The organism is Kitasatospora sp. NPDC059577, assembly GCF_042735475.1.
Lineage (GTDB): Bacteria > Actinomycetota > Actinomycetes > Streptomycetales > Streptomycetaceae > Kitasatospora.
Genome location: NZ_JBHWBZ010000050.1, coordinates 43,201 through 65,376, shown reverse-complemented (window position 1 = coordinate 65,376; position 22,176 = coordinate 43,201). Strand labels below are relative to the sequence as shown.

Sequence of the window (22,176 nt, the reverse complement as noted above, 5' to 3'; positions counted from 1 at the left end):
GCCGGCGGTGGACGGCGGCCGGACCACCGGCCCGACCGTCACGTCCGTGCCGAGCCGGTGAGGTCCGGGGCCGGCCGGGCGCCGTGACGCAGGTCATGCCCACACCGAGTTCGATCACCGTCGACCCAGGGAAAACCGACGATTGACGGATCGTCAGACCACTGGGAGGTCGCGTGAACCTCGAACTCGGCCCGCTCAAGCCGGAACCGGTCCCCCTGCTCCTCGGCCTGGCGCTGTTCTTCCTGGTCCTCCGGATACTCGGCCGACACCTGCTCCCCCGCGCCGAACGGGTGCAGGCCGAGCGCTGGGAGGCCACCGAGGGCCGGATGGAACGCGCGGAGGCCCTGTACGCCGAGGCCGACGCCGTCCGGGACGCCCACATGCGGGAACTGGCGGAGGCCCGGCACGAGGCCGCCCGGATCCGGGCGGACTACGCCGAACGCGGCGCGGCGGCGATCGCCGCGGCCCGCGCGGAGGGTCTGCGCACCAGGGACGCGCTGCTCGTCGCCGGCCGGGCACGGATCGCCGCCGACCGGGCCGCGGCGGCCGACGTGCTCCGCCGGGACGTCGGCGAGCTGGCCGTCACCCTGGCCGGGCGGGTGATCGGCGAGCCGGTACACGCCGTCGCCGCCCGGCGCCGCACGGTGGAGCGCTTCTTCGAGGCGGACTAGCCCGCGCGGTCCGCCGGTTCCGCACGGTCGGCCGGGTCGGCACGACCCGTCGGTTCCGCGCAGTCGGCCGGGTCGGCACGGTCGGTCAGCTCGGCCACCAGGTCCCGGTAGGTGCGGAACGCCGGCTTGCGCGAGTAGTCGTCGCGCACCAGGCCGAAGTGGTGGAACAGCCCCGCGCCCGCGCTGTCGGCGTCCCGCAGGGCGAAGAACGTGTAGCCGGTGACGTTCAGTTCGGCCGCCAGCCCGGCGACCGCCCGGACCACCTCGTCGACCACCTCGGCCTGCCGCGCCTCGCCGCGCCCGGGGCCGGTGGGCCACCCGTTCTCGCAGATCCGGACCGGGACGGCGGGCCCGATGCCGGCCCGGGGCAGCGAGCCCTGCCGGAATCCGGCGACCACCGCCCGGACCGCGTCGGTGAGTCCGCCGGGCGGGACGGGGCGGAAGACGTCCGGGAAGAAGTCCAGGCCGACGTAGTCCAGGGCACGGTGGAAGCGCTCGTCGACGAGTTCGCCGAGCCCGGACCAGAAGGTGTCCGCGGGGTCGAAGGAAGGCACCGCGTTGAAGCCGACGGCCAGCCGGTCGTGACCGCACGCCAACGCCTCCTCCTTGGCCGCGACCACGCCCTCCACCAGCGCCCGGCGGACGTTCGGGATGCTGCCGTCCACGGGCGGCAGGTCCAGGTTGGGCTCCTCGCAGATCTGGAGCAGGGCGAGGCGGTGCCCCTCGGTCCGGACCGTGCTGCGGACGAAGTCCAGCCAGCCCGCCGTCTCCCCGCTGCGGTCGCGGTACTGCAGCACCAGGTCGAGCTTGCGGCCTTCGACCGCGTACCGCTCGGGCCGCTCGGGGGCGTGCGCCGGGTCCCCGTACGACCGGTAGGCGCGGACCAGGAACTCGCCCGCCCCGCCCTGGAGTTCGCGCAGGGCCTCGGTGATCGACGCTGGGTCGTCGGGGCTGACGGGAGCGAGCACACCGGTGTCGTCGCCGAGCAGTCCGCCGGGGTAGATGCCGAAGGTGAAGGTCATGCCACCACCGTAGCGGATATTTTTGGTGTCACTTCAAATTTGATGCGACTCCATGGTTCCGGCGTAGGATTCCGCCATGGGACTTCGCGAACTCAAGAAGCAGCAGACCCGGGAACTCCTGGCCGACACCGCCATGGCTCTGTTCGCCGAGCGCGGGTTCGACCGGGTCACGGTCGTCGAGGTGGCCCGGGCCGCCGGGGTCTCGCCGAACACCGTCTTCAACTACTTCCCGACCAAGGAGGACCTGTTCTTCGACCGGCAGGACGCGGTGGTCGCCCACCTGGCCGACGTGGTCCGCCGCCGCCCGGCCGGCAGCTCCGCCGCGGCAGCCGTCCGGGCCGACCTGCTGGCCGCCGTCGCCGACGGGGAGCCGACCATCGGGCTGAACCCGCGGATGGCCGCGTTCTGGCGGATCGTCGCCGACAGCCCGGCACTGCGGGCCCGGCTGCTGGAACTCGGCGAGCGGGCCGAGGCCGCACTGGCGGCCGCCCTCGCCGAGGAGTCGGGGGCCGCCGAGGACGACCCGCTCCCCCACGTGGTGGCCGGGGCCATCGCCGGGGCCCACCGGGCCGTGCTCGGCGGGATCCGACGGGCCGTGGTGGCCGGCGAACCGGTCGAGGCGGTCCGGGCCAGGGTCGGGCCCGCGGTGGAACAGGCCTTCGACCTGCTGGCCGCAGGGCTCTCGGACTACCCGGCAGGGCGGCAGGCGTAGGAGCGGCACCCGGGACCGGCACGGGCCGCCCGGTCGGCTCGGCTCGGGCGGCCCGCGGCGTGGACCGGCTGCTCAGGCTCTCGGGCGTCAGGCCCTCCGCCGTTCGGGCCCGCTGCGGTCCGGCGGCCCCGTACCGGCAGCCCCGGACCGGCCGTCAGCTGTGGTGGCCGCGGCGGCCGGGCGAGGTTCCGCGCGACGTTGAGGACCTGCTTCGCGCTGGTGCCGCCGCCGGTGAGGGTCGCCTCGCCGGCGGAGTGGTCGACGGTGCCGGTCGCGGTGGCCTGTTCACACCTGGCGGACCATCGGATCGGATCCGGAGTTCCCGCGAACGGCTCGGCGACGCCCCGGTGCGCCCGGGCGCCGGCGCGGTGACGCTCCCCCCGCCGACGGCTTCCGGCGTGGAGCTAGGTTGGAGTCATGACCACCGAGGCCCAGGACCAGAGCGCCCCGCTCGTCGCCGTCGCGTCCGCCGACGCCGTGCTGCGGCACCCCGAGGCGGGCGAGCACCTGCTGACCGACCTCGAACGGGAGCGCGCCGCGCGCTTCCGGCACGAGTCCGGGCGGACCGACTTCACCGCCGGCCACCTGCTGGTCCGGCTCTGCGCCGCCCGGCTGCTCGGTGTCCCGGCGGCCGGCCTGGTGCTCGCCCAGCAGTGCCCGGACTGCGGGCTCGCCGACCACGGCAAGCCGTACCTGCCGGACCACCCCGGGGTGCACGTGAGCCTGTCGCACACCCGGGGCGTGGTCGCCGCGGGCGCCGGCCACCAGCCGGTCGGCGTGGACGTCGAACTGTCCGCCCGGGGCGGGTCGCTGCGCGCGGTCGCCCGCCGGGTGCTGGCCCCGGCCGAACTCGCCCTGGTCGAGGCGGACCCGGAACCGGACCGGGCGTTCCTGCGGCTCTGGGTGCGCAAGGAGTCGCTGATCAAGATCGGGCGGGCCACCCTGGACACCCTCGGCCGGATCGACCTCTCCGCCCTGCCGCTGGCCGTGCCGCCGGGCACCCCGCTGCGCGGCCGCCACGAGGACCTGCACCTGATCGACTGGACCGACCCGGAGCACGGCGCCGCCGTCGCGGCGGTCAGCACCGCCGCGCCGCGGATCGTGGAGCTGACGGCCGCGGGCTGAGCCCCGGAGGCACCCGCGCCCGGAGCCCCGGGGATAAGCGGTGTTAGCGTGCCTGGTCGTGGGCCCGCCGATCGCGCGCCCGCTCCCCAGCTGCCCACCGGATCCAAAGGGTGCCCCGCCATGGCCAAGTTCCTGCTGAGCCTGCACGTCCTCGTGTCGGTCCTGTTCATAGGCCCGGTCGCGGTGGCCGTCAGCATGTTCCCGCGCCGGGCGAAGGCCGCGCTGGCCGACGGACCGGACCAGGCCTCCGACGCGGGCGTGCTGCGCGTCCTGCACCGGATCACCCAGGTCTACGCACTGCTCGGAGTGGCGGTACCGGTGCTGGGCATCGGCCTGGCCCAGGTGATGGACGTGATGGGACAGTCCTGGGTGATCGTCTCCATGGTGCTGACCGCGATCGCCGCGCTCTCGCTCCTGCTCTTCGTCCTGCCCGGCCAGCAGGCCGCCGTGGACGCGCTCGCCCTCGATTTGGCGGACGAGCAGCGCACCAAGGCCGTCAACGGCCTGCGCCTGCTGCCGATGACGGCCGGGGTGTTCAACCTGCTGTGGGCCGTGGTCGTGGTCCTCATGGTCATCCGGCCGGGTTCCAGCACCGGCGTCTGATCCCCCGCCCGCCCGGGTCCCCGGCCCCCCGCGTCCCCTTCGTCCGCGTTCGTCACCTCCCGCGGACCGGGCTCGTTCGAGTACCGTCCTGGGCCATGACGATCATGGCGGGCATGGGCAGCCCGACGGGAACCGGCGTCGGCCCGCTGCTGCGCGGCTGGCGGGAACGACGGCAGCTCAGCCAGCTCCAACTGGCCCTGCGGGCGGACTCCTCGGCCCGCCACCTCAGCTTCGTCGAGAACGGCCGCTCCCGCCCGAGCCGCGAGCTGGTGCTACGGCTGGCCGAACAGCTGGACGTCCCGGTGCGCGAGCGCAACACCCTGCTGCTCGCCGCCGGTTACGCCCCGCAGTACCCCGAGACGCCGCTGGACGACCCCACGATGGACGCGCTGCGCGGCGGCGTGGAGCGGCTGCTGGCCGCCCACGACCCGTACCCGGCGCTCGTCCTCGACGGCGGCTTCCGGGTGCTGGCGGCCAACCGCTCGCTCGGTCTGCTCCTCGACGGGGTCGCCCCGCGCCTGCTGCAGCCGCCGCTCAACGCCGTCCGGATCACCCTCCACCCGGACGGGCTGGCGCCGCGCATCGTCAACCTGCGGCAGTGGCGGCGGCACCTGCTGGAGCGGATGGAGCGCCGCATGGAGCTGGTCCCCGCCGAGCCGCTGCGGCGGCTGTACGAAGAGGTCCGCAGCTACCCCGAGCCGGCCGACGGCCCTGCGCGCGGCTCTGCGGGCGGCCCGGCGGGCAGCACCGCGGACGGTCACGCGGACGGCCCGGCGAACGGCCCCGCCGAGGACGGCTTCCCGTTCGCGCTGCCGATGCGCATCCGCCACCGGGGGCAGGTGCTCTCCTTCCTCTCGACCGTCACGACCTTCAACACGCCACTGGACGTGACCGTCTCCGAACTGGCCATGGAGACCTTCCTGCCGGCCGACGCGGAGACCGCGCGGTTCCTGCAGACCACGGTCGGGCCGGAGCCTCAGCCGTAGCGGACGTCGCGGCGCAGCGCGGTGACCTGCAGGACGGCGAACAGGCCCACCGCCGCGGCCTGCAGCGGGATCCAGGCGAACCCGGCGGTGGTCGGCTCGAACCACGCCTCGATCGCGACAAGGCTGAGCACCACCCAGGCGAGGTTGACGCCGATCACCGCCCGCACCCCCGACCGCGGCGGCTGCCGGCGGGCGCCCAGCACACCCACCGCGACCGCGTAGCAGGTGAGCAGGAGCCCGAGCTCGAACAGCGTGGCGCGGCCGATGCCGAGCAGGTCGCCGAGCGGGCCGGCGAAGGCCAGGTAGGCCAGGCCGTTGGCGCCGGTGACCAGGGCGTCCAGGGTGAGGGCGCCGCGCACCGTCCACGGCGCGAGGGCGGGGCCCGGCCGGGCGGGGGTGCGGGGGTTCGCGTGGGCGGACACGGCGGATCGCCTCCTGTCGGGGGTGGGAGCCCGGGGCCGTCGCGGCCGCACCGGGTCGACCCCACCCTGCCCGGCCCGCCGCCGGGCGTCGATTACCCCGCAGGTAACGGCCGCTCCCATGCCCCGCGGGCAACGGCCGCTACGGCCGCCGGGGCGGCTGCCGGAGCAGGACGCCCGCCCGCTTCACCGCGCGGGCGGTGATCGTGGTCTCGACGCGGGCGGCGCCGAGGGGGCCGAGGGTGTCGGTGAGGAAGCGGTACAGCTCGCCGTGGTCCGCGCAGAACAGCGTGGCCAGCAGGTTGGTCGGGCCGCTGGTGGCGAACACGCCGTGCACCTGCGGATGGCGGGCCAGCGCGGTGCCGACCTCGGCGATCCGGCCGGGCGGCACGTCCAGCCAGAGGTTGGCGTCGACCGCCATGCCGAGCAGCCGCGGGTCGACGGTGGCGTGGGTGCGCAGCAGTCCGAGCCCGTCCAGCCGGTGCAGCCGGCGGCGCACGGTCGACTCGGGCGCGCCGACGGCCGCGGCCAGGACGGCGTGGGACTGCCGGGCGTCCTCGCCCAGCCGCTCCAGCAGCGCGCGGTCGAGGCCGTCCAGCGGCGGGGGCGCGGCGGGGCGCGGGACGACGGGCCGGGCGAGCGCGGCGCTCTCCTCCGCGGTCAGGTGACCGGCCCGCCACTGCCCGGCGTCGGCGAAGGCGTGCAGCACGGCGTGGGTGGTCGTCTCGGTGACGGCGGTGGTCGCGGGCAACTGCCCGTACAGCAGCCGGTCGCGGGATCCGGCGTCGGTCAGCACGACCGCACCGACCTCGTGGCCGCCGAGCATCACGTCGACGAAGGGGACGTCGGGGCGGTCGGCCAGCGCCTGCGCGACGGCGTCCACCCGGCCGCTCAGCACCCGGATCCGCAGCAGCAGCGCACCCACGGCGGCGTCCTCGACGTCGGACAGCCGGACCACCCGCAGCACCCCGGCCTCCCGCATCCGGGCCAACCGGCGGGTGACGGTACGGGCGGAGACGCCCAGCACCTCGGCGATCCGGCCGGGCTCGGCCCGTCCGTCCACCTGGAGGGCGCAGACCAGACGGCGATCCAGGGGGTCCAGCACGGTGTCCGGATCCGCAGCAGTGAGGTCCATGGTGTCCGATCTCCGCCGTATCCGGCGGCTTGAGCGTCCCGTTCGGCCGTGAACACGGTACTCCTTGTCCCGGCGGGCCGGAGCGGACCGGCCCCGGAGCAGGAGGAGGGTCACCGTGACGAGCGAACTGTGGGCGCTGGCTGAGGGCGTGGAGGCCGCGGTGCACGAGATCGGCGCCGAACTCGCGGCCCGCCGGTCCACCGAACCGGTCACGGCGAGGACCGTCGAGGAGGCCGGGGCCCGCTTCGCCGAGCTGGACGGCCCGGCCGTCGCCGGACTGCGACGGCGGCTGACCGCGCTGCGCCCGCAGGCCGGCTGGGCACCGGAGGCCCTGGACGGTTCGCTGCCCGCCGAGGGCGAGTGGTGGCTCTGTGACGCGACCGACGGCGCGGTGCAGTACCTGCTCGGCCACCCGCACTGGGCGGTCACCGTCACGCTGGTCCGGGACGGCGCCGCGGTGCTGGCCGTGGTGCACGCCCCGGAGCTGGACCGCGGGCGGACCTACCGGGCGGTGCTGGGCGGCGGCGCCGAGCTGGACGGACGGCCGATCGCCCCGCTGGAGCGCGCGACGGCGGTCACCGTCGCCGCCACCAGCCAGCCGCCGCGGGTCGCCGAGGACCCGGTGGCGCTGCGCCGGGCGGGCGAGTCACTGTCCGCGATGGCGGGCGCCGTGCTGGCGGTGCGCAACCTCGGCCCGACCGCGCTGCAGGTGGCGCAGGTCGGCTCCGGGCACCTGGCGCTGTTCTGGGAGTACGGGATGGACGCGGGCAACCTGCTGCCCGGCGCGCTGATCGCGGGTGAGGCGGGCGCGGCGGTGACGGACGCCACCGGGGCGGCCTGGACGGCCGGCTCCGACAGCTTCCTGGTCGCCGCGCCCGGGCTGCACGCCGAAGCGCTGGGGGTGCTGCGGACGGTGCGGTGATCAGTCCTCGGGCTTGATGCCGAAGAGCGCTGCGGCGTTGTCGTGGCAGACCGCCCGCAGCCAGTCCTCCCCCAGGCCCAGACCGGCCAGCGCCTCCAGCTGGTGCACGTAGCGGTACGGGATGTTGGGGAAGTCGCTGCCGAGCAGGACCCTGTCCTGCAGCCCGAGCAGCCGCGGCAGTTCCCCGCGCGGGAACGGGTCGTCGGCCTCCACGAAGTCGGTGAACGCCATCGTGGTGTCCAGCCGGACGGCCGGGTGGCGCTCCGCCAGGTCGAGGAACGCGCGGTAGTCCGACATGCCGAGGTGGGCGACCACCAGGACCAGCCCGGGGTGGCGCTCCAGCACCTCGCCGATCGGGCCGGGACCGGTGAACGGGCCCGCCACCGGCCCGGACCCGCAGTGCGAGACCACGGGGGTGCCGGTCTCGGCGAGCAGCCCCCAGACCTCGTCCAGGTGCGGGTCCGTCGGGTCGTAGCCGCCGACCTGCAGGTGCGCCTTGAACACCCGGGCGCCGTCCCCGATCGCGCGGGCGACGTACCCGGCGGCCCCGGGCTCGGGGAAGAAGGTCGCGGTGTGCAGGCAGTCGGGAGTGCGGGCGGCGAAGTCGGCGGACCAGGCGTTCAGCCAGGCGGCCATCCCCGGCTTGTGCGGGTAGAGCATCGAGGTGAACGCCCGGACACCGAACTCCCGCAGCCGGGCGACGCGTTCCGCCTCGGCCTCGCGGTAGGTGATCGGCCAGGGCCGGTCGATCAGCGGGCCGGCCGCGTCGAAGTAGGCCCACACCTTGTCGAGGACGTTCTCCGGCATGAAGTGGGTGTGCACGTCGATCAGGCCGGGCAGCCCCAGGGCCCGCCAGAACTCCCTTACGCCCGCCGCCTCCCGGCCGCGGTCCGGGTGGCCGTTCCCGTGGAGGGCGCTCATGCGGTCACCGGGCGGGCGCGGTCGATGATCGCCCCGGTGTCGACCCCGGACGGCAGGGTGCCGAAGGCCGTACCGCGGTCGCCGGCCAGCCGGCTCGCGCAGAACGCGTCGGCCACGGCCGGATCCCCGTACCGGACCAGCAGCGAGCCCTGGAAGGCCAGCGCCATCGATTCGACCAGCCGGCGGGTGCGGTACTCCAGGTCGGACAGGTCGGCGAGCTCCTTGCGCAGCGCGGCGACGGCGGCGTCCAGCCGGCGGTCCGCGCCCGCGGCGGCGTCCAGTTCGCCGAGGAACGCCTCCACGCTCTCCGGGCGCCTGGCCATGGCCCGCAGCGCGTCCAGGGCGGCGACGTTTCCGGAGCCCTCCCAGATCGACACCAGCGGCGCCTCGCGGTAGAGCCGGGGCATCCCGGACTCCTCCACGTAGCCGTTGCCGCCCAGGCACTCCAGCGCCTCGGCGGAGTGCGCCGGACCGCGCTTGCACACCCAGTACTTGGCCACCGCCAGGCCCAGCCTCCGCACCAGCGACTCGGTTTCGTCCCCGGCCAGGGCCAGGTCGGTGGACTGGGCGAGCCGCATGGCGACCGTGGTGGCCGCCTCGGACTCCACCACCAGGTCGGCCAGCACGTTGCGCATCAGCGGCTGGTCGACCAGCGCCTTGCCGAACGCCCGCCGGTGCAGCGCGTGGTGGACGGCGCGGGTGGCGCCGTAGCGCATCCCGGAGGCCGCGCCGATGGTGCAGTCCAGGCGGGTCATGTTGACCATCTCGATGATGGTCGGCACGCCGCGCCCCTCCTCGCCGACCAACCAGCCGACCGCGCCGTCGTACTCCAGCTCGGCGGAGGCGTTCGACTTGTTGCCGAGCTTGTCCTTGAGGCGCATCAGGTGCAGGCGGTTGCGGCTGCCGTCCGGCAGGACGCGCGGCAGCACGAAGCAGCTGAGCCCGCCCGGCGCCTGCGCGAGCGTCAGGAAGAGGTCGGACATCGGCGCCGAGGTGAACCACTTGTGGCCGGTGATCCGGTAGGTGCCGTCCGGTTGCGGGGCCGCGGCGGTGGTGTTGCTGCGGACGTCCGAGCCGCCCTGCTTCTCGGTCATCGACATGCCGGCGATCAGCCCGCGCTTGGTGCGCGGCTCGCGCAGCCCGAAGTCGTACTCCTTCGAGGCCAGCAGCGGCTCCAGCTCCGCCGCCAGGGAGGGGTTCGCGCGCAGCGCCGGGACGGCGGCGTAGGTCATCGAGATCGGGCAGGTGTGGCCGGCCTCGACCTGCCCCCAGACGAAGAACTTGGCCGCGCGGGCGGTGTGGGCGCCGGGGCGCCCGTCCCGCCAGGGCGCGGCGTGCAGGCCGTACGAGACGGCGGTGCGCATCAGCTCGTGCCAGTACGGGTGGAACTCGACCTCGTCGACGCGGTGGCCGAAGCGGTCGTGGGTACGCAGCACCGGCGGGTTCTCGTTGGCCAGCCGGCCCCATTCGGCGGCCTGCTCGGAGCCGGCCAGCCGGCCCAGCTCGCGCAGTTCGGGCTCGGCCCAGCCGGCACCGGCCCGCCGCAGCGCGGCGAGCAGGGCGGGGTCGGCGGCGGTGTCGTGTCCGTACGGCAGGGGCACCTGGTTGGTGACCTCATGCGTCGCTGTCATCGCGTCCTCCCAGGGCACGCAGGGTGTAGGAGACCAGGGCGGGGACGACCTCGGCGGCGGCCGCCCGAGGATCGGTGACCCCGTTGCTTTCGGGTCTGGCCGCGAGCGGGCCGGCCAGCGCCTCGGCGACCGCGCCGACCAGGGCCGCGGCGGTCAGCACCGGATCCTGCTCGGGCAGTTCGCCGCTCGCCACGGCGGCGGCGATCTCGGTGGCGATCACGTCGCGGAACGCCCGGCGGAACACCAGGCGCTCGCCGTCCACCACCGCGTCGGCCGGTTCGACCAGCAGCGCGTACGCCAGCCGGGGCACCCGCAGGGCACGGGCCGCGAAGGTCTCGACCACGGCGGCGATCCGCCGCTGCGGGGTGTCCCGCCGGGCGACGGCCGCGTTGACCGCGTCGATCTCGCGGGTGACCACCCGCCGGAACAGCTGCACCGACAGCTCGGCCTTGTTGGCGAAGTGCTGGTAGAGGCTGCCGGTGGCGATCCCGGCGCGGTCCGCCACGGCGGCCATCGTGCAGCCGCCGTAGCCGCGCTCGGCCAGCAGCAGGACCGCCGACTGCAGTACCGCCTCGCGCTGGGCATCCAGGCGGGCTTGTACGGCGGGCGTGCGTCGGTAGGCCATGGAAAGCATTGAAGCACTGATTCACTCCTTCGGGGAGGGGGTCCGGGGGCTCCTCCTCCACCCCCGGCGGCCGCTTCCACCCCCGGTGGCCGCCTCCACCTCCTGCGGCCGCTTCCGCCCCCTGCGCCGAGGGCGGCCGACCCCGCCGACAGCAGGAGGAGGCCGCCCCGGGCAGCGGGGCGGCCTCCTCCGATCAGGGGCGCTGCCGGCCGGCGCGCCACGGCGGACGGCACGGCACGGCAGCGGGGACGGCGCTACAGCGGGCGGCGCTCCTGCTCCAGCCGCTGACCCTCGACGTCCAGCGGCCCGAAGGCCGGGAGCAGCTGCGGCGACTTGGCGAGCGAACGGGCGGCGTCCTGGTCGCCCAGCCCGGCCCACTCCAGCACCTTGGCGGTGGCCTCCGCCGACTGCTCGGCGGGCAGCTTGCCGATGTTGGAGCCGTGGTTGCCGCCGGGCACGGTGTAGACGTAGCTGTCCTCACTGCCCCGGCCGAGGTGGAACGGCTTGGCGCCCCACGGGTCGTTGCCGCCGTAGACGTACATGATCCGCTCGCCCTCGCGCTTCACCCAGCGGTCGATGTCGGGCATCGCGTTGCGGTTGAAGGTGGTCGGGATCTCCTTCGGCACGTAGCTCCGGGCCGAGTAGAGGTCCTTGTAGTCGTAGTGCAGCAGGTCCTTCAGGTACGAGACGTCGAAGAACGGCGCACCCAGCTCGGTGGCGGCCTGGTAGTAGTACGCGGTGTACTTCGCCAGCGACTGGTCGCTGTTGCCGGTGATGCCCGACTGCGCGTCGAACCAGGCGTACAGCTCGTCGTCGGTCGCGGTGGCGGCCACCGGGACCTTGGCGCAGTCCGCCTCCAGGCTGTACTGCCAGAACGCCCAGACCACGTCCAGCACGCCCGCCTCGTACGCGCGGTCCGGGGTGCCGAGGGTGTTGAAGGTGGAGCCCGCCGCCTTGTTGTCGGCGGTGTAGCGGGCCACCAGGCGGTCGCGGCGCACCAGCAGCTCGCGCTGGGCGGCGTTCAGCCGGTCCCGGCACTCGGGGGTGCCGACGGTGCGGAAGAACTCGCTGTAGGCCGCGTAGTCGTTGACGTCGGTGTTGTTCGGCGCGACGTAGGCGATCGTGCCGGCCACGTCGTCCGGGTAGAAGCGGCGGTAGAAGGTGGAGGACATCCCGCCCTTGCTGGCGCCGGTGGACAGCCACTCCTGCTGGTAGATCCGCTTGAGCGCGGTCACCAGCCGGTGCGAGTCGGCGGCCGCCTGACGGATGCCGGCCTTGGACCAGTCCGCCGGTTCGGGGCGGGAGGGGGTGAAGAACCGGTACTCGATGGAGACCTGGTTGCCGTCCACCAGCCGGGTGGGCTCGGTCCGGGACGGGCTGGTGCCCAGGGTGTAGCCGTTGGTGTAGAAGACGGTCGGGCGGTCGTAGCCGCGGTGCAGCAGGCTGAAGCGCTGCTGGAAGGTCCCCAGCCAGGGACGGGAGTGGTCGATCGGCTGGGTGTAGGTCGCGATGAAGTAGCGGTGACCGGTGGTGGTCGGCTTCTCCTCGGTGATGGTCACCCCGGGGATCGCCGCCAGCCGATCCTTGATGTCGGCGTTCGGGTCGTCGGCCGGGCTCCGGCCGTGGGCCGCCCCGGCCGCCCGGGCGCCGTCGGCGTCGGCGGCCAGCGCCGGGGACGCCAGGCCGCCGAACGCGAGCAGCGGTATCAGCAGGGTGGAAACCAACAGCCTTCTCAGCGTGGTGGTCATCAACTCTCCATCTGGTCAAAGGACATGACTGCCGCCTCGTGGGCACAACTCTGCGGTGCAGGTGGTGCTTCGGCCGCCCGGTGGACGGCCGAATGGGCCATCCGCCGTCGGTGGATGGCCCATCGGGGTAAAGGTGCTGGTCACTGGGGTTGCGCCGCCCTGCCGGCGGGTGCCTCGCGGGCACAGGATGCGGCGCGGGTGCGGGGTGCGTCGCGGGTGCAGGTGCACATGCGGCGCGGGCGGGGTTACGGGCGGGGCAGGGCGCAGCCCGCGCGGGTGAGGTCGAGCCGGTTGCCGGCGGCGAAGCAGGCCGGGATCCCGTACGTCTCCTGGGCGTAGCCGATGCCCCGGCGCACCGTCACCGCACCGTTCTGGTCGACCTCGCAGGGGTTGTCCAGGGTGCAGCGCTCGCCGTTCTCGTTGATCGTGTTGTTCACGGCGACCACCTGGCCGGACGAGGCGTCGACCACCGGCGAGCCGGAGGTGCCGCCGATCACGTTGCAGGTCGAGGTGTAGCGGACCGAGTCCTTGAAGGTCCAGTCGGCTTCCTTCAGCCGGTAGGCGAAGCCGTCGATCGAGCAGGAGTAGATCTTCTTCCAGTAACCGGAGACGACCTTGATCGAGGTGCCCTGGGCGGGGTGGCCGGCGGCGATGGTCAGCGGGGCGATCCCGTACCGGGACTGGATCGAGGAGTAACTGGTGTTCAGCTGGTAGATCGACACGTCGGTGTCGGTCATCGCGCCGTAGACCACCTTGGTCGCGCGCAGCGTGGCGAGGCTGCCGCCGGAGGCGTTGAGCAGCGTGAAGGTCCGGCTGGACGGCTGGTTGACGACCACCTGGCCGGGGCCGGGCATACCGGACTCCAGGCAGTGGCCGTTGGAGAGCACGAGCGCGGGGTCGCTCGCGGTCGAGCCGGGCATCCGCACCAGCGAGCCGGAGCAGTTGCTGAGCGCGACCGTTCCGGCGAAGTTGACGGTGGCCGAGGGGGCGGCCTGGACGGGGGCTGCGCCGGCGAGGGCGCCGGCGCCGGCGGCCAGGACCGTGGCGAGCATGCCTATGAGCGGCTTCTTCATGAGAGACCTCTCGGTGTGGGGGTCCACCAAAGCTGTCGCGGACATGACCCCCTGTCAAGAGTCAAGGCAAGACCAAGAAACCATCCCGATCGCAATGGCCGGTTACCACCCCCACCGCCGCCGGGGCACCCGCACGTCCCCTACGCCACCGGGTCAACTCCCCTGCCAGTGGCGCCGGCCCAGACTGATCAGGCGCAGCTGGAGGCGCGCGGTGGCGGCGATCCGCCGCTCCCGGGCCGGGTCGCCCTCCTGCGCCTCCAGGAGGGCGGAGGCCGTCGACACCATGTGGTCCACGTACAACTCGGCGAGCATCCGCAGGTCCTGCTCGCTCCACCCCCGCGAGACCGGCTGCAGCGCCAGTGCGGCCCCCACCTCGGCGGCGAAGCGGCCGAGCTCGGCGTCGATCGCCTCGCGCACCCGCCGGACCCCGCCGTGCCGCTCGCGGGCCAGGAAGCGGACGTGCGAGCGGTGTTCGCGGACGTGGCGCTCGATCACGTCCACCGCGCGGTCGATCAGCTCCTCGGCGCCACCGGCTTCGGCGAGCACCGATCGGATCATGACGTGCAGGCTGGCCAGCGACTCCTCGACCAGCGCGACCCCGAGGGCGGCGAGGTCCGGGAAGTGCCGGTAGAACGCGGCGGGGGAGAGCCCGGCCTCCCGGGTGACCTCGCGGACGCCGAGGCTCGCCAGGTTCTGATCGGCCAGCAGGTGCAACCCCGCGTCCAGCAACGCCCGCCGACTCTGCTGCTTCTGGGCCTGTCTGGCCCCTACGGTGTGACTCACGCCATTCAGTAAACAGTCGTTTGCCGAACTTGGCCAGCCGGGGTACAGTGATGGCAAGTCAGTGAACACTTGTCAACCGAAACCGGCACAGCCACATCCGAAGGAGTCAGCCGTGATCCTGCTCTCCGCCCTGGTCGCCATGGCCGTTCTGATCGGCACCGCCGCCCACACCTCGCTCCCGGTCTTCCTCACCGCCTCCGCCGCCATCACCGCCTGGCTGCTCGCCTTCGGCGCCCGCGAAGGCATCACCCGCCTGCGCCACCGCTGACCCGGAAGCTCCCCGGACCGCACCCGCGTCCACTCCCAGAGAGGACCCGCACCGCCATGAGCACCGCCGCCACCCCCCAGTACGGCCGCCAGGACACCAGCCACCGGAAGATCGACCGGCAGAGCGCCGGCCCGCAGGACACCGGCCGCCGCACCGCCGGCCCGCGGGAGACCGCCGACGCCGACGGCCTGGCCGTCGCCTCCTTCCTCCTCGGCCTCCCCGGCCTCCTGCTCTTCAACATCGTCCTGGGCCCGCTCGCCATCACCCTCGCCACCCTGGCCCTGGTCCGCGGCACCAGCCGCCGCGGCCGCGCCGTTCTCGGCCTGGTCATCGGCACCGCCTCGCTGGTGATCCTCGCCGTCACCACCGCCACCTCGCACGGCGTACTCATGGACTTCAGCTCCTGAGCCGCCCTCAACTCCCCGGCGGCACTCCGGACCGGCGGCACTCCGGACCGGTCGAACAACTGATCCCGTCAACCCGCCCCGCTCCCCGGGCCCGCCACGTAGGGTGGCCACATCGGCCGGACGACCTCAGGGGGCAGGAGTGACCACGGAGAACCGCAGCGACGCAGAGGCGGCGCGACCCGCCCCGACCGGCGGACGGCTCCTCGCGGTGAGCGACCTGCACATCTCCTACCAGGAGAACCGCGACCTGGTGGAGAAGCTCCAGCCCACCCACCCCGACGACTGGCTGCTCGTCGCCGGTGACGTCGCCGAGCGCACCACCAGCATCGAGTGGGCCCTCGGCCTGCTCGCCGAGCGCTTCGCCCGCGTGGTGTGGGTGCCCGGCAACCACGAGCTGTGGACCCACCCCGAGGACCCGGTCCAGTTGCGCGGCGTCGCCCGCTACGAGCACCTGGTGGAACTCTGCCGCGGCCTCGGCGTGGTGACCCCCGAAGACCCGTACCCGGTCTGGCAGGGCCCGGACGGGCCGGTCCGGATCGTCCCGCTCTTCCTCCTGTACGACTACTCCTTCCGTGCCCCGGGCACGACCACCAAGGAGGAGTCCCTGGCGGCCGCCTACGAGAGCGGCATCGTCTGCGCGGACGAGCGGATGCTCCACCCCGACCCGTTCCCGGACCGCGACTCCTGGTGCCGCGAGCGCGTCCGGCTGACCGAGGAGCGCCTGGCGGCCTGCGACCCGGACGTCCCGCTCGTCTTCGTCAACCACTACCCGCTCGTCCGCCACCCCACCGAGATCCTCTGGTACCCCGAATTCGCCCAGTGGTGCGGCACCGAGCTGACCGCCGACTGGCACCGCCGCTTCAACACCGCTGCGATGATCTACGGCCACCTGCACATCCCCCGCAAGACCACCTACGACGGCGTGCCGTTCGAGGAGGTCTCGCTGGGCTACCCGCGCGAGTGGCGCAAGCGCGGCCTGCCGGACCCGCTGCTGCGCGACGTGTTCCCGCCGGCCGCGGGCTGACCTCCGGCTCCCCGGATCCCTCGTTCCGCCTCCCGGTCCCCGGTCCCACGCCCCTTCCTTTCCCGCACCCCCTCTCTTCCCGCTCCCGCTCACTCCGTCGCGTTCCGATCCCGCTCCCCCTCACTCCGTCGCGATCGCCCGCAGGACGTCCAGCCGCGCTGCCCGGCCCGCCGGTCGGAGGCCGGCCACCGCGCCCGCCAGCAGCCCGGCCGCCAGGACCACGGCCAGCTGCCCGGCCGGTATCGCGAACGACCCCGTCCCGGCGCTGTCCGAGGCCCGCACCAGGGCCCAGCCGAGGAAGGCGCCGAGCCCGAGCCCGCCGACCGTCCCGAACGCCGCCACCAGCACCGACTCCCAGCGCACCATGCCGCGCAACTGCGCCCTCGTCTGGCCGACCGCCCGCAGCAGCCCCAGCTCCCTGGTCCGCTCGTGCACCGCCAGCGTCAGCGTGTTGGCGATGCCCAGCAGCGCGATCAGCACCGCCAGTGCCAGCAGCGCGTAGACCACCGAGAGCATCATGTCGACGCCGGAGGCCGCGCTCGCGGCGTACTCGGCGCGGTCCTGGACCTGTGGGCTCCCGAAGGGGACGAGCGCCTTCTCGACCGCCGCCTTGCCCGCGCCCGGCGAAACACCGTCGCGCAGCCCGACCGCGACCAGGGTGTCGGCGTCCTGGCCCCGGTGCGGCGCCCAGGCCTGCCGGGTCATCAGGTAGTCCCCGGCCAGACCGCCTCCCCCGTAGAGCGCACGGATCGTGAACGGGCCGCTCGTGCCGTCGGCGAAGCCCACGGTGACGGTCCGCCCGAGGCTCCAGCCGTGCTGCCGGGCCTCGCTGCGGGACACCGCCAGCCCGTCCGTACCGAGGCCCTCCAGTGATCCGTCGACCCGGCCGAGGTCGACGATGCCGGGCAACCGGGCCGGGTCGGTGACGTCCAGCGTCCGGCCCTGCCCGTCGATCCGGGCGACGCCCCGGCCGAGCCCGACCGCCTGCCGCACCTCGGGCAGCCCGGCCACGGCGGCCGCCACCCCGGGGCTGATCCCGCTGCCGCCGGCCCCGAACGAGGCGGTGGTGACGGCGAGGTCGCCCGCGAAGGACCTGCTCACCGTGTCGTCCAGGGTGGCCTTGATCGACGCGCCGAAGACGGTGAACAGCGTGACCACCGCGACCCCGATCATCAGCGCGCTCGCGGTGGCCGCCGTCCGGCGTGGGTTGCGGGCCGCGTTGCGCCGGGCCAGCAGCCCGGAGACCCCGCGCAGCCCGGGCAGCGGTGCGCCCAGCGCCCGGACCGCGAGGGCGGCGGCGACCGGCCCGAGCACCAGCGTCCCGGCCAGGACCGCCAGCGCCCCGGCCGCCGTCAGCAGGACGGACGGGCCGTCGGTCGCGCCGAGCACGGCCACCGGTACGCCCCCGGCCGACAGCAGTCCGCCGAGCACCACCCGGACGGTGCCCGCGCGCCCCTGCGCGGCCCGGTCGACGCCGGTGTCCCGCAGCGCCGCCAGCGGAGCCGTCCGCCCGGCCCGGACGGCCGGCAGCAGGGCCGAGCCCACCGCGACCAGCGTCCCGACCAGTAGTGGCAGCAGGACGGCGGCCGCACTGATCACCATGCCGCCGGTCGGCAGGGCGAAGCCGAGCGCCGAGAACAGCGCCTTGAGCCCGGTCGCCACCCCGATCCCGCCCAGCAGCCCGCCGATCGAGGCCAGCAGGCCCACCGCCAGGGCCTCTGCCAGCGTCGCCCCGAGCACCTGGCCGCGGACCGCGCCCAGCGCCCGCAGCAGCGCGTTCTCCCGGCTCCGCTGGGCGACCACGATGGCGAAGGTGTTGTGGATGGTGAACGTCGCGACCAGGAGCGCGATCCCGGCGAAGACCAGCAGCAGCGTCGTGAACATGGTCAGGAACCGCCCGGACACCAGCTGGGTGGACTCCTGGGTGGCCGCCGCGCCGGTGACCGCCTCGACGCCGGGGGGCAGGTGCGGGGCGATCCGCTCCGCCAACTCCCGCTGGGAGAGCCCGCCCGCCGCACGGACCTGGACCGAGGCGGCCTGCCCCTCGCCCCTGGGGGTGAGGTGGCGCTCGGCATCCGCGAAGGTCATCGCGGTGAAGGTGCTCGGCCCCATGCCGTCCGCGCTCGTCCCGAAGGTGGCGATGCCGACGACGGTGACCGCCACCGGATCGGGGGTGCGCAGCACGGTGGTCGAGCCGAGGTGCAGTCCGCCCGCCCTGGCCGCGCCGCGGTTCACCACGACCTCGCCCGGGGCGGCCGGCGCCCGCCCCTCGGCCAGCCGGTACGGGTTGAGCCGGCCGTCGGTGAGCCAGTTGCCCGCGAGCGTGGGCGGTCCCTGGCCGCCGATCGGTTTGCCGTCGCTGCCGATGAGTTGGCCCGCGCCCTGCACCGACGGCTCGGCCGCGGCCACGCCCGGGACGGTGCGCAGCCGGTCGGCGAGCGCCGCCTCCACCGGCGCCCGCACCCCGCCGGCCGTGCCCGGGGAGTCCAGCACGTCGGCGCTTCGGACCACGACGTCGGTGCCCGCGTTGGCGTCGGCGAACAGGGTGTCGAAGTTGGCCCGCAGTGTGTCGCCCAGGACCATCGTGCCGGTCAGGAAGCTCACCCCGAGCAGGACGGACAGCAGGGTGCCGGCCAGTCGCCGCTTGTGGGCGCGCAGCGAGCGCAGGCCGAGCCGGAGCGTCACGGAGTTCACGACCGCCCCCGTTCGAAGGCCTTCATCCGGTCCAGCACAAGTCCGGCGCTGGGCCGCTCCATCCGGTCGACCAGCCGGCCGTCGGCGAGGAACAGCGCTTCGTCGGCCCACCCGGCGGCCGTCGGGTCGTGGGTGACCATGACCACGGCCTGCCCCATCTCGTCCACCGAGCGGCGCAGCAGGCCGAGCACCTCACCGCCGCTGCGGGAGTCGAGGTTGCCGGTCGGCTCGTCGGCGAAGACCACCTGCGGCCGCCCGGCCAGCGCCCGCGCCACCGCGACACGCTGCTGCTGGCCGCCGGAGAGCTCGCTCGGGCGGTGCCCCAGCCGGTCGCCGAGGCCGACGACGTCGATCAGCGTCTCCAGCCAGGCCCGGTCGGGAGCGGCCCCGGCCAGGTCGAGCGGGAGGGTGATGTTCTCCCGGACGGTGAGCGTGGGCACCAGGTTGAAGGCCTGGAACACGAAGCCCACCCGCTCCCGGCGCAGCAGCGTGAGCCGCCGGTCGCTCAGCGGGCCGAGTTCGGTCTCCCCGATCCAGGCGCTGCCCGCGGTGAGCGTGTCCAGCCCGGCCGCGCAGTGCATCAGGGTGGACTTGCCCGAGCCGGAGGGACCCATGATCGCGGTGAGGCGCCCCGCCGGGAACTCCACCGTGACGTGGTCCAGCGCCCGGACCTCGGTGCCGCCGACGCCGTGGATCTTCACGGCGTCGGCGACCCGCGCGGCGGCGCCGCGAACGACGTCGAGGGTGGTCACCTGGCGCCACCTCCCCGGGCGTCGTCCGGGGTCGGCTCGGTGAGCACGGCCCGCTTGGCGCGGTACTCCTCGGCGTCGATGTCGCCCTCGGCGTAGCGGCGGCCGAGGACGGCCAGCGGGTGCTCCGCGGCGGATCCGGCGCCGTACCCGAAGCCGCAGCCGCGGCGCCGCCAGACCGTGCGGCGCAGCACCGCGATCACCAGGAACACCACGGCGATCCAGACCAGTGGGATCAGCAGGATCCACGGCCCGGGCCCGTGCCAGTCGGCCAGCTGCGTGTACATGGTGGGTCATCTCCTCGGCCGGGGGCCTCCAGGACCTCGGGCGGTTCCCGAGGTGCCTTGAGCGTCCCGCCGAGGGGTCTCCTCACGCGTCCTCCCAGCAGCGGCAGTCGGGATACTCCCCGGAGAGTACGGACGACCGGGGACACGCCGGGCCGGGAGTAGCCGGGCGGGACGGTAGCGGACCGACGACCGCGTGCGGGCCCGGCCCGCGACGTACTCGCGCGGGAGTACCCGCACGGGGTGTCCGTTCAGGGGCGGCCGGACAGGCGACCACACCGGAGCAGCCGCACGGGGGCGACCGCGCAGGAACAGCCGCACGGGGGGCAACCGCGCAGGAGCCGCCGCACGGGCACGGCAGCTCCCGCGAACGCCCCCCTCAGCCCAGCCAGCCCGGCCGCACCAGCCCCGACTCGTAGGCCAGCACCACCAGTTGCGCCCGGTCACGCGCGCCGAGCTTCACCATCGCCCGGCTGACGTGCGTCTTCGCCGTCAACGGGCTCACCACCAGCCGCCGGGCGATCTCCTCGTTGGACAGCCCCATCCCGACCAGCGCCAGCACCTCGCGCTCCCGCTCGGTCAGCGCCGAGACGTCGAGCAGCCCCTCCGGCCCCGCCTCGGGCGCCTTCGACCGCGCGGCGAACTCGCCGATCAGCCGTCTGGTGACCCCCGGTGAGAGCAGCGCGTCCCCGGCGACGGCGACCCGGATCGCCCGCAGCAGGTCGGCCGGTTCGGTGTCCTTGACCAGGAAGCCCGCCGCCCCCGACCGCAGCGCCTCGAAGACGTACTCGTCCAGTTCGAAGGTGGTCAGCACGACCACCCGTACGGAGGACAGCGCCGGGTCCTCGGCGATCCTCCTGGTCGCCTCCAGGCCGTCCATCCGCGGCATCCGGACGTCCATCAGCACGACGTCCGGCACGAGTTCGCGGGCGAGCCGCAGCGCCGCCTCCCCGTCGTCCGCCTCGCCGACCACCGTGAGGTCGTCCTCCAGGTCCAGCAGGGCCCGGAAGCCCGCCCTGACCAGCAGCTGGTCGTCCGCCAGCAGTACCCGGATCACTCGCTCCCCGCCTTCGGTGTCGGCAGCTCCGCCCGGACCCGGAAACCGCCGCCGGGCAGCGGTCCCGCCGCGATGGTGCCACCGAACGCGCCCGCGCGTTCCCGCATCCCGACCAGCCCGCTCCCGGACCCGCCGGCGTCGGCGATCACGGCCGGCCCCGGATCCTCGACCCGGACCACCAGCCGGGCCGGGTCCCTCCAGTCCAGCACCACGACCGCCTGCCGGGCCACCGAGTGCCGGATGACGTTGGTGAGCGCCTCCTGGACGATCCGGAAGGCGGTGAGGTCGACGGTCGCGGACAGCGCGCGCCGCTCGCCGAGCTCCTGCACCTCGGCCTCCAGGCCCACCCGGTCGGCCTGCTCCGTGAGTTCGTCCAGCCGGTCCAGCCCCGGGGCCGGACCCCGCGGCGCCGCCCCGGGCCCGCGCAGCGTCGCGAGCACCTGGCGGACCTCGCCGAGGGCCTCCTTACTGGTCGACTTGATGGTGACCAGCGCGGTGCGGGCCTCCGCCGGCCGCCGGTCGAGCAGCGCGAGCGCGACGCCCGCCTGGATGTTGATCAGCGACAGGCTGTGCGCCAGGATGTCGTGCAACTCCCGTGCCATCTTGAGCCGTTCCTCGTCGGCAAGGCGCTCCTCCAGCTGCTGCCGGTAGGCCCGGTGGGCGGCGATCCGCTCACGCCGGAAGCGGACGATCTCGGCGATCGCCATCACGAGCAGCAGCCAGGCCAGCAGCCCGACCTCCTGCGGCCAGACGGTGCCGGACGGCGGGGCGGCGCGCTGCCAGTCCGCGGGCAGCACGAAGGTGACCAGCACGTGCACCAGGTAGACCCCGCCCAGGCCGGCCCAGGCCGCCCGGCGGTGCCCGGCGGCGATCGCGACGCAGCAGGCGATCAGCCAGCTCAGGAACACCGGCCCGTACGGGTACCCGGCGGCCAGGTACCCGGCGGTGACCGCCGAGGTGCCGGCCACCACCGCGACCGGGCGGCGCCGGCACAGCACCAGCAGGGCGGGCCCGAGCAACAGCAGGACGTAGCCGAACGCGTCCAGCGGGGCCCGCCCGGGCTGGTTGTGCGCGGCGAAGGTCGAGCCGAGCACCTGGACCACCGCGACCGCCGGCGCCAGCCCCAGCGGCAGGCCCGACCCGGACCCGCGCACCCACGGCGGGCGCCACGGCTCGGGCGGCGCCTCCCCGGACGGCTCCGGCGGCTGGGACGTGGGCGGCATCATGCCCACAAGCTAGACCCGCGCCCCGCCCGCGCGCGTCCTCCACCAGTGGCGTTCGGGCGTACTCCCGCTGGAGTACGCCCGGAGCCGCCCT

The 22,176-nt window shown here is 74.6% G+C and carries 23 protein-coding genes; 9 read left to right on the top strand and 14 right to left on the bottom strand.

Features of this window, described 5'->3' with window-relative positions:
• The first annotated feature begins 173 nt into the window (after positions 1–173).
• The gene (locus ACFV0O_RS30275) at positions 174–671 is read left to right on the top strand and encodes a hypothetical protein (protein WP_380346855.1); all 498 of its coding nucleotides are present in this window, start codon (positions 174–176) and stop codon (positions 669–671) included.
• Here the strand turns inward: ACFV0O_RS30275 and ACFV0O_RS30270 are convergent.
• Positions 668–1,693: a hypothetical protein gene (locus ACFV0O_RS30270; RefSeq protein WP_380346854.1), complete on the bottom strand. Its 1,026-nt coding sequence runs from the start codon at positions 1,691–1,693 to the stop codon at positions 668–670. The genes ACFV0O_RS30275 and ACFV0O_RS30270 overlap by 4 nt on opposite strands.
• Before the next feature lie 76 nt (positions 1,694–1,769).
• On the opposite strand from ACFV0O_RS30270, the gene ACFV0O_RS30265 reads away from it, so the two are divergent.
• From ACFV0O_RS30265 to ACFV0O_RS30250, 4 genes are all read left to right on the top strand, one after another.
• Positions 1,770–2,405, top strand: coding sequence for a TetR/AcrR family transcriptional regulator (locus tag ACFV0O_RS30265; RefSeq protein ID WP_380346852.1), 636 nt, complete (start codon positions 1,770–1,772; stop codon positions 2,403–2,405).
• Between the two features lie 417 nt (positions 2,406–2,822).
• Complete coding sequence (locus tag ACFV0O_RS30260) at positions 2,823–3,530, top strand: 4'-phosphopantetheinyl transferase family protein (protein WP_380346851.1); 708 nt, start codon at positions 2,823–2,825, stop codon at positions 3,528–3,530.
• Between the two features lie 120 nt (positions 3,531–3,650).
• Complete coding sequence (locus ACFV0O_RS30255; protein WP_380346849.1) at positions 3,651–4,133, top strand: hypothetical protein; 483 nt, start codon at positions 3,651–3,653, stop codon at positions 4,131–4,133.
• Positions 4,134–4,228: 95 nt separating this feature from the next.
• Positions 4,229–5,119: a helix-turn-helix domain-containing protein gene (locus ACFV0O_RS30250; protein ID WP_380346847.1), complete on the top strand. Its 891-nt coding sequence runs from the start codon at positions 4,229–4,231 to the stop codon at positions 5,117–5,119.
• On the opposite strand, the gene ACFV0O_RS30245 is transcribed toward ACFV0O_RS30250, so the two are convergent.
• Both ACFV0O_RS30245 and ACFV0O_RS30240 read right to left on the bottom strand, forming a co-directional pair.
• Positions 5,110–5,541, bottom strand: coding sequence for a hypothetical protein (locus tag ACFV0O_RS30245; RefSeq protein ID WP_380346846.1), 432 nt, complete (start codon positions 5,539–5,541; stop codon positions 5,110–5,112). The two genes, ACFV0O_RS30250 and ACFV0O_RS30245, sit on opposite strands and share 10 nt — an antisense overlap.
• A 139-nt stretch (positions 5,542–5,680) precedes the next feature.
• Positions 5,681–6,673 carry an Lrp/AsnC family transcriptional regulator gene (locus ACFV0O_RS30240; RefSeq protein WP_380346845.1) on the bottom strand — a complete coding sequence of 331 codons (993 nt, stop codon included), beginning with the start codon at positions 6,671–6,673 and terminating at the stop codon, positions 5,681–5,683.
• A gap of 115 nt (positions 6,674–6,788) precedes the next feature.
• Between ACFV0O_RS30240 and ACFV0O_RS30235 the strand changes: the two genes are divergently transcribed.
• Complete coding sequence (locus ACFV0O_RS30235; protein ID WP_380346844.1) at positions 6,789–7,595, top strand: inositol monophosphatase family protein; 807 nt, start codon at positions 6,789–6,791, stop codon at positions 7,593–7,595.
• On the opposite strand, the gene ACFV0O_RS30230 is transcribed toward ACFV0O_RS30235, so the two are convergent.
• The 6 genes from ACFV0O_RS30230 to ACFV0O_RS30205 all read right to left on the bottom strand — a co-directional run bounded on the left by ACFV0O_RS30230 (position 7,596) and on the right by ACFV0O_RS30205 (position 14,376).
• Entirely contained in the window at positions 7,596–8,516 is a 921-nt protein-coding gene (locus ACFV0O_RS30230) for an amidohydrolase family protein (RefSeq protein WP_380346842.1), read from the bottom strand.
• Positions 8,513–10,147, bottom strand: a complete 1,635-nt coding sequence (locus ACFV0O_RS30225; RefSeq protein ID WP_380346841.1) for an acyl-CoA dehydrogenase family protein — start codon at positions 10,145–10,147, stop codon at positions 8,513–8,515. The genes ACFV0O_RS30230 and ACFV0O_RS30225 overlap by 4 nt, the downstream gene beginning before the upstream one ends.
• Positions 10,131–10,772 (bottom strand): TetR/AcrR family transcriptional regulator, encoded by a 642-nt coding sequence (locus ACFV0O_RS30220; RefSeq protein WP_380346840.1) that lies wholly within the window; start codon positions 10,770–10,772, stop codon positions 10,131–10,133. Before ACFV0O_RS30220 ends, ACFV0O_RS30225 begins: the two co-directional genes overlap by 17 nt.
• Positions 10,773–11,026: 254 nt before the next feature.
• Positions 11,027–12,520: a S28 family serine protease gene (locus ACFV0O_RS30215; RefSeq protein WP_380346839.1), complete on the bottom strand. Its 1,494-nt coding sequence runs from the start codon at positions 12,518–12,520 to the stop codon at positions 11,027–11,029.
• A 245-nt stretch (positions 12,521–12,765) separates the two neighbouring features.
• On the bottom strand, positions 12,766–13,593 hold the full coding sequence (locus ACFV0O_RS30210; protein WP_380346837.1) for a serine protease: 828 nt from the start codon (positions 13,591–13,593) through the stop codon (positions 12,766–12,768).
• Positions 13,594–13,746: 153 nt separating this feature from the next.
• Positions 13,747–14,376, bottom strand: coding sequence for a TetR family transcriptional regulator (locus ACFV0O_RS30205; protein ID WP_360249416.1), 630 nt, complete (start codon positions 14,374–14,376; stop codon positions 13,747–13,749).
• A gap of 112 nt (positions 14,377–14,488) precedes the next feature.
• Here ACFV0O_RS30205 and ACFV0O_RS30200 point away from each other — a divergent pair, with 112 nt between their 5' ends.
• From ACFV0O_RS30200 to ACFV0O_RS30190, 3 genes are all read left to right on the top strand, one after another.
• Positions 14,489–14,644, top strand: a complete 156-nt coding sequence (locus ACFV0O_RS30200) for a hypothetical protein (protein WP_360249413.1) — start codon at positions 14,489–14,491, stop codon at positions 14,642–14,644.
• Positions 14,645–14,700: 56 nt separating this feature from the next.
• Positions 14,701–15,051, top strand: a complete 351-nt coding sequence (locus ACFV0O_RS30195) for a DUF4190 domain-containing protein (RefSeq protein WP_380346835.1) — start codon at positions 14,701–14,703, stop codon at positions 15,049–15,051.
• Between the two features lie 139 nt (positions 15,052–15,190).
• Positions 15,191–16,075, top strand: coding sequence for a metallophosphoesterase family protein (locus tag ACFV0O_RS30190; protein ID WP_380346833.1), 885 nt, complete (start codon positions 15,191–15,193; stop codon positions 16,073–16,075).
• Positions 16,076–16,195: 120 nt separating this feature from the next.
• On the opposite strand, the gene ACFV0O_RS30185 is transcribed toward ACFV0O_RS30190, so the two are convergent.
• From ACFV0O_RS30185 to ACFV0O_RS30165, 5 genes are all read right to left on the bottom strand, one after another.
• A complete protein-coding gene (locus ACFV0O_RS30185) occupies positions 16,196–18,769 on the bottom strand; it encodes an FtsX-like permease family protein (RefSeq protein WP_380346832.1) in 2,574 nt (857 codons plus the stop codon).
• Entirely contained in the window at positions 18,766–19,521 is a 756-nt protein-coding gene (locus tag ACFV0O_RS30180) for an ABC transporter ATP-binding protein (RefSeq protein ID WP_380346830.1), read from the bottom strand. The genes ACFV0O_RS30185 and ACFV0O_RS30180 overlap by 4 nt, the downstream gene beginning before the upstream one ends.
• Positions 19,518–19,805: an SHOCT domain-containing protein gene (locus ACFV0O_RS30175; RefSeq protein ID WP_380346829.1), complete on the bottom strand. Its 288-nt coding sequence runs from the start codon at positions 19,803–19,805 to the stop codon at positions 19,518–19,520. Before ACFV0O_RS30175 ends, ACFV0O_RS30180 begins: the two co-directional genes overlap by 4 nt.
• A 376-nt stretch (positions 19,806–20,181) precedes the next feature.
• Positions 20,182–20,859: a response regulator gene (locus ACFV0O_RS30170; RefSeq protein WP_380346827.1), complete on the bottom strand. Its 678-nt coding sequence runs from the start codon at positions 20,857–20,859 to the stop codon at positions 20,182–20,184.
• Complete coding sequence (locus ACFV0O_RS30165; RefSeq protein ID WP_380346825.1) at positions 20,856–22,085, bottom strand: sensor histidine kinase; 1,230 nt, start codon at positions 22,083–22,085, stop codon at positions 20,856–20,858. The genes ACFV0O_RS30170 and ACFV0O_RS30165 overlap by 4 nt, the downstream gene beginning before the upstream one ends.
• Between the last annotated feature and the right edge of the window lie 91 nt (positions 22,086–22,176).

Bases quoted from the DNA above. Each gene is read 5' to 3' on its own strand.
- ACFV0O_RS30270 (WP_380346854.1), bottom strand. From the start codon at position 1,693: ATGACCTTCACCTTCGGCATCTACCCCGGCGGACTGCTCGGCGACGAC.
- ACFV0O_RS30265 (WP_380346852.1), top strand. From the start codon at position 1,770: ATGGGACTTCGCGAACTCAAGAAGCAGCAGACCCGGGAACTCCTGGCC.
- ACFV0O_RS30260 (WP_380346851.1), top strand. From the start codon at position 2,823: ATGACCACCGAGGCCCAGGACCAGAGCGCCCCGCTCGTCGCCGTCGCG.
- ACFV0O_RS30255 (WP_380346849.1), top strand. From the start codon at position 3,651: ATGGCCAAGTTCCTGCTGAGCCTGCACGTCCTCGTGTCGGTCCTGTTC.
- ACFV0O_RS30250 (WP_380346847.1), top strand. From the start codon at position 4,229: ATGACGATCATGGCGGGCATGGGCAGCCCGACGGGAACCGGCGTCGGC.
- ACFV0O_RS30240 (WP_380346845.1), bottom strand. From the start codon at position 6,673: ATGGACCTCACTGCTGCGGATCCGGACACCGTGCTGGACCCCCTGGAT.
- ACFV0O_RS30230 (WP_380346842.1), bottom strand. From the start codon at position 8,516: ATGAGCGCCCTCCACGGGAACGGCCACCCGGACCGCGGCCGGGAGGCG.
- ACFV0O_RS30225 (WP_380346841.1), bottom strand. From the start codon at position 10,147: ATGACAGCGACGCATGAGGTCACCAACCAGGTGCCCCTGCCGTACGGA.
- ACFV0O_RS30220 (WP_380346840.1), bottom strand. From the start codon at position 10,772: ATGGCCTACCGACGCACGCCCGCCGTACAAGCCCGCCTGGATGCCCAG.
- ACFV0O_RS30215 (WP_380346839.1), bottom strand. From the start codon at position 12,520: ATGACCACCACGCTGAGAAGGCTGTTGGTTTCCACCCTGCTGATACCG.
- ACFV0O_RS30210 (WP_380346837.1), bottom strand. From the start codon at position 13,593: ATGAAGAAGCCGCTCATAGGCATGCTCGCCACGGTCCTGGCCGCCGGC.
- ACFV0O_RS30195 (WP_380346835.1), top strand. From the start codon at position 14,701: ATGAGCACCGCCGCCACCCCCCAGTACGGCCGCCAGGACACCAGCCAC.
- ACFV0O_RS30175 (WP_380346829.1), bottom strand. From the start codon at position 19,805: ATGTACACGCAGCTGGCCGACTGGCACGGGCCCGGGCCGTGGATCCTG.
- ACFV0O_RS30165 (WP_380346825.1), bottom strand. From the start codon at position 22,085: ATGATGCCGCCCACGTCCCAGCCGCCGGAGCCGTCCGGGGAGGCGCCG.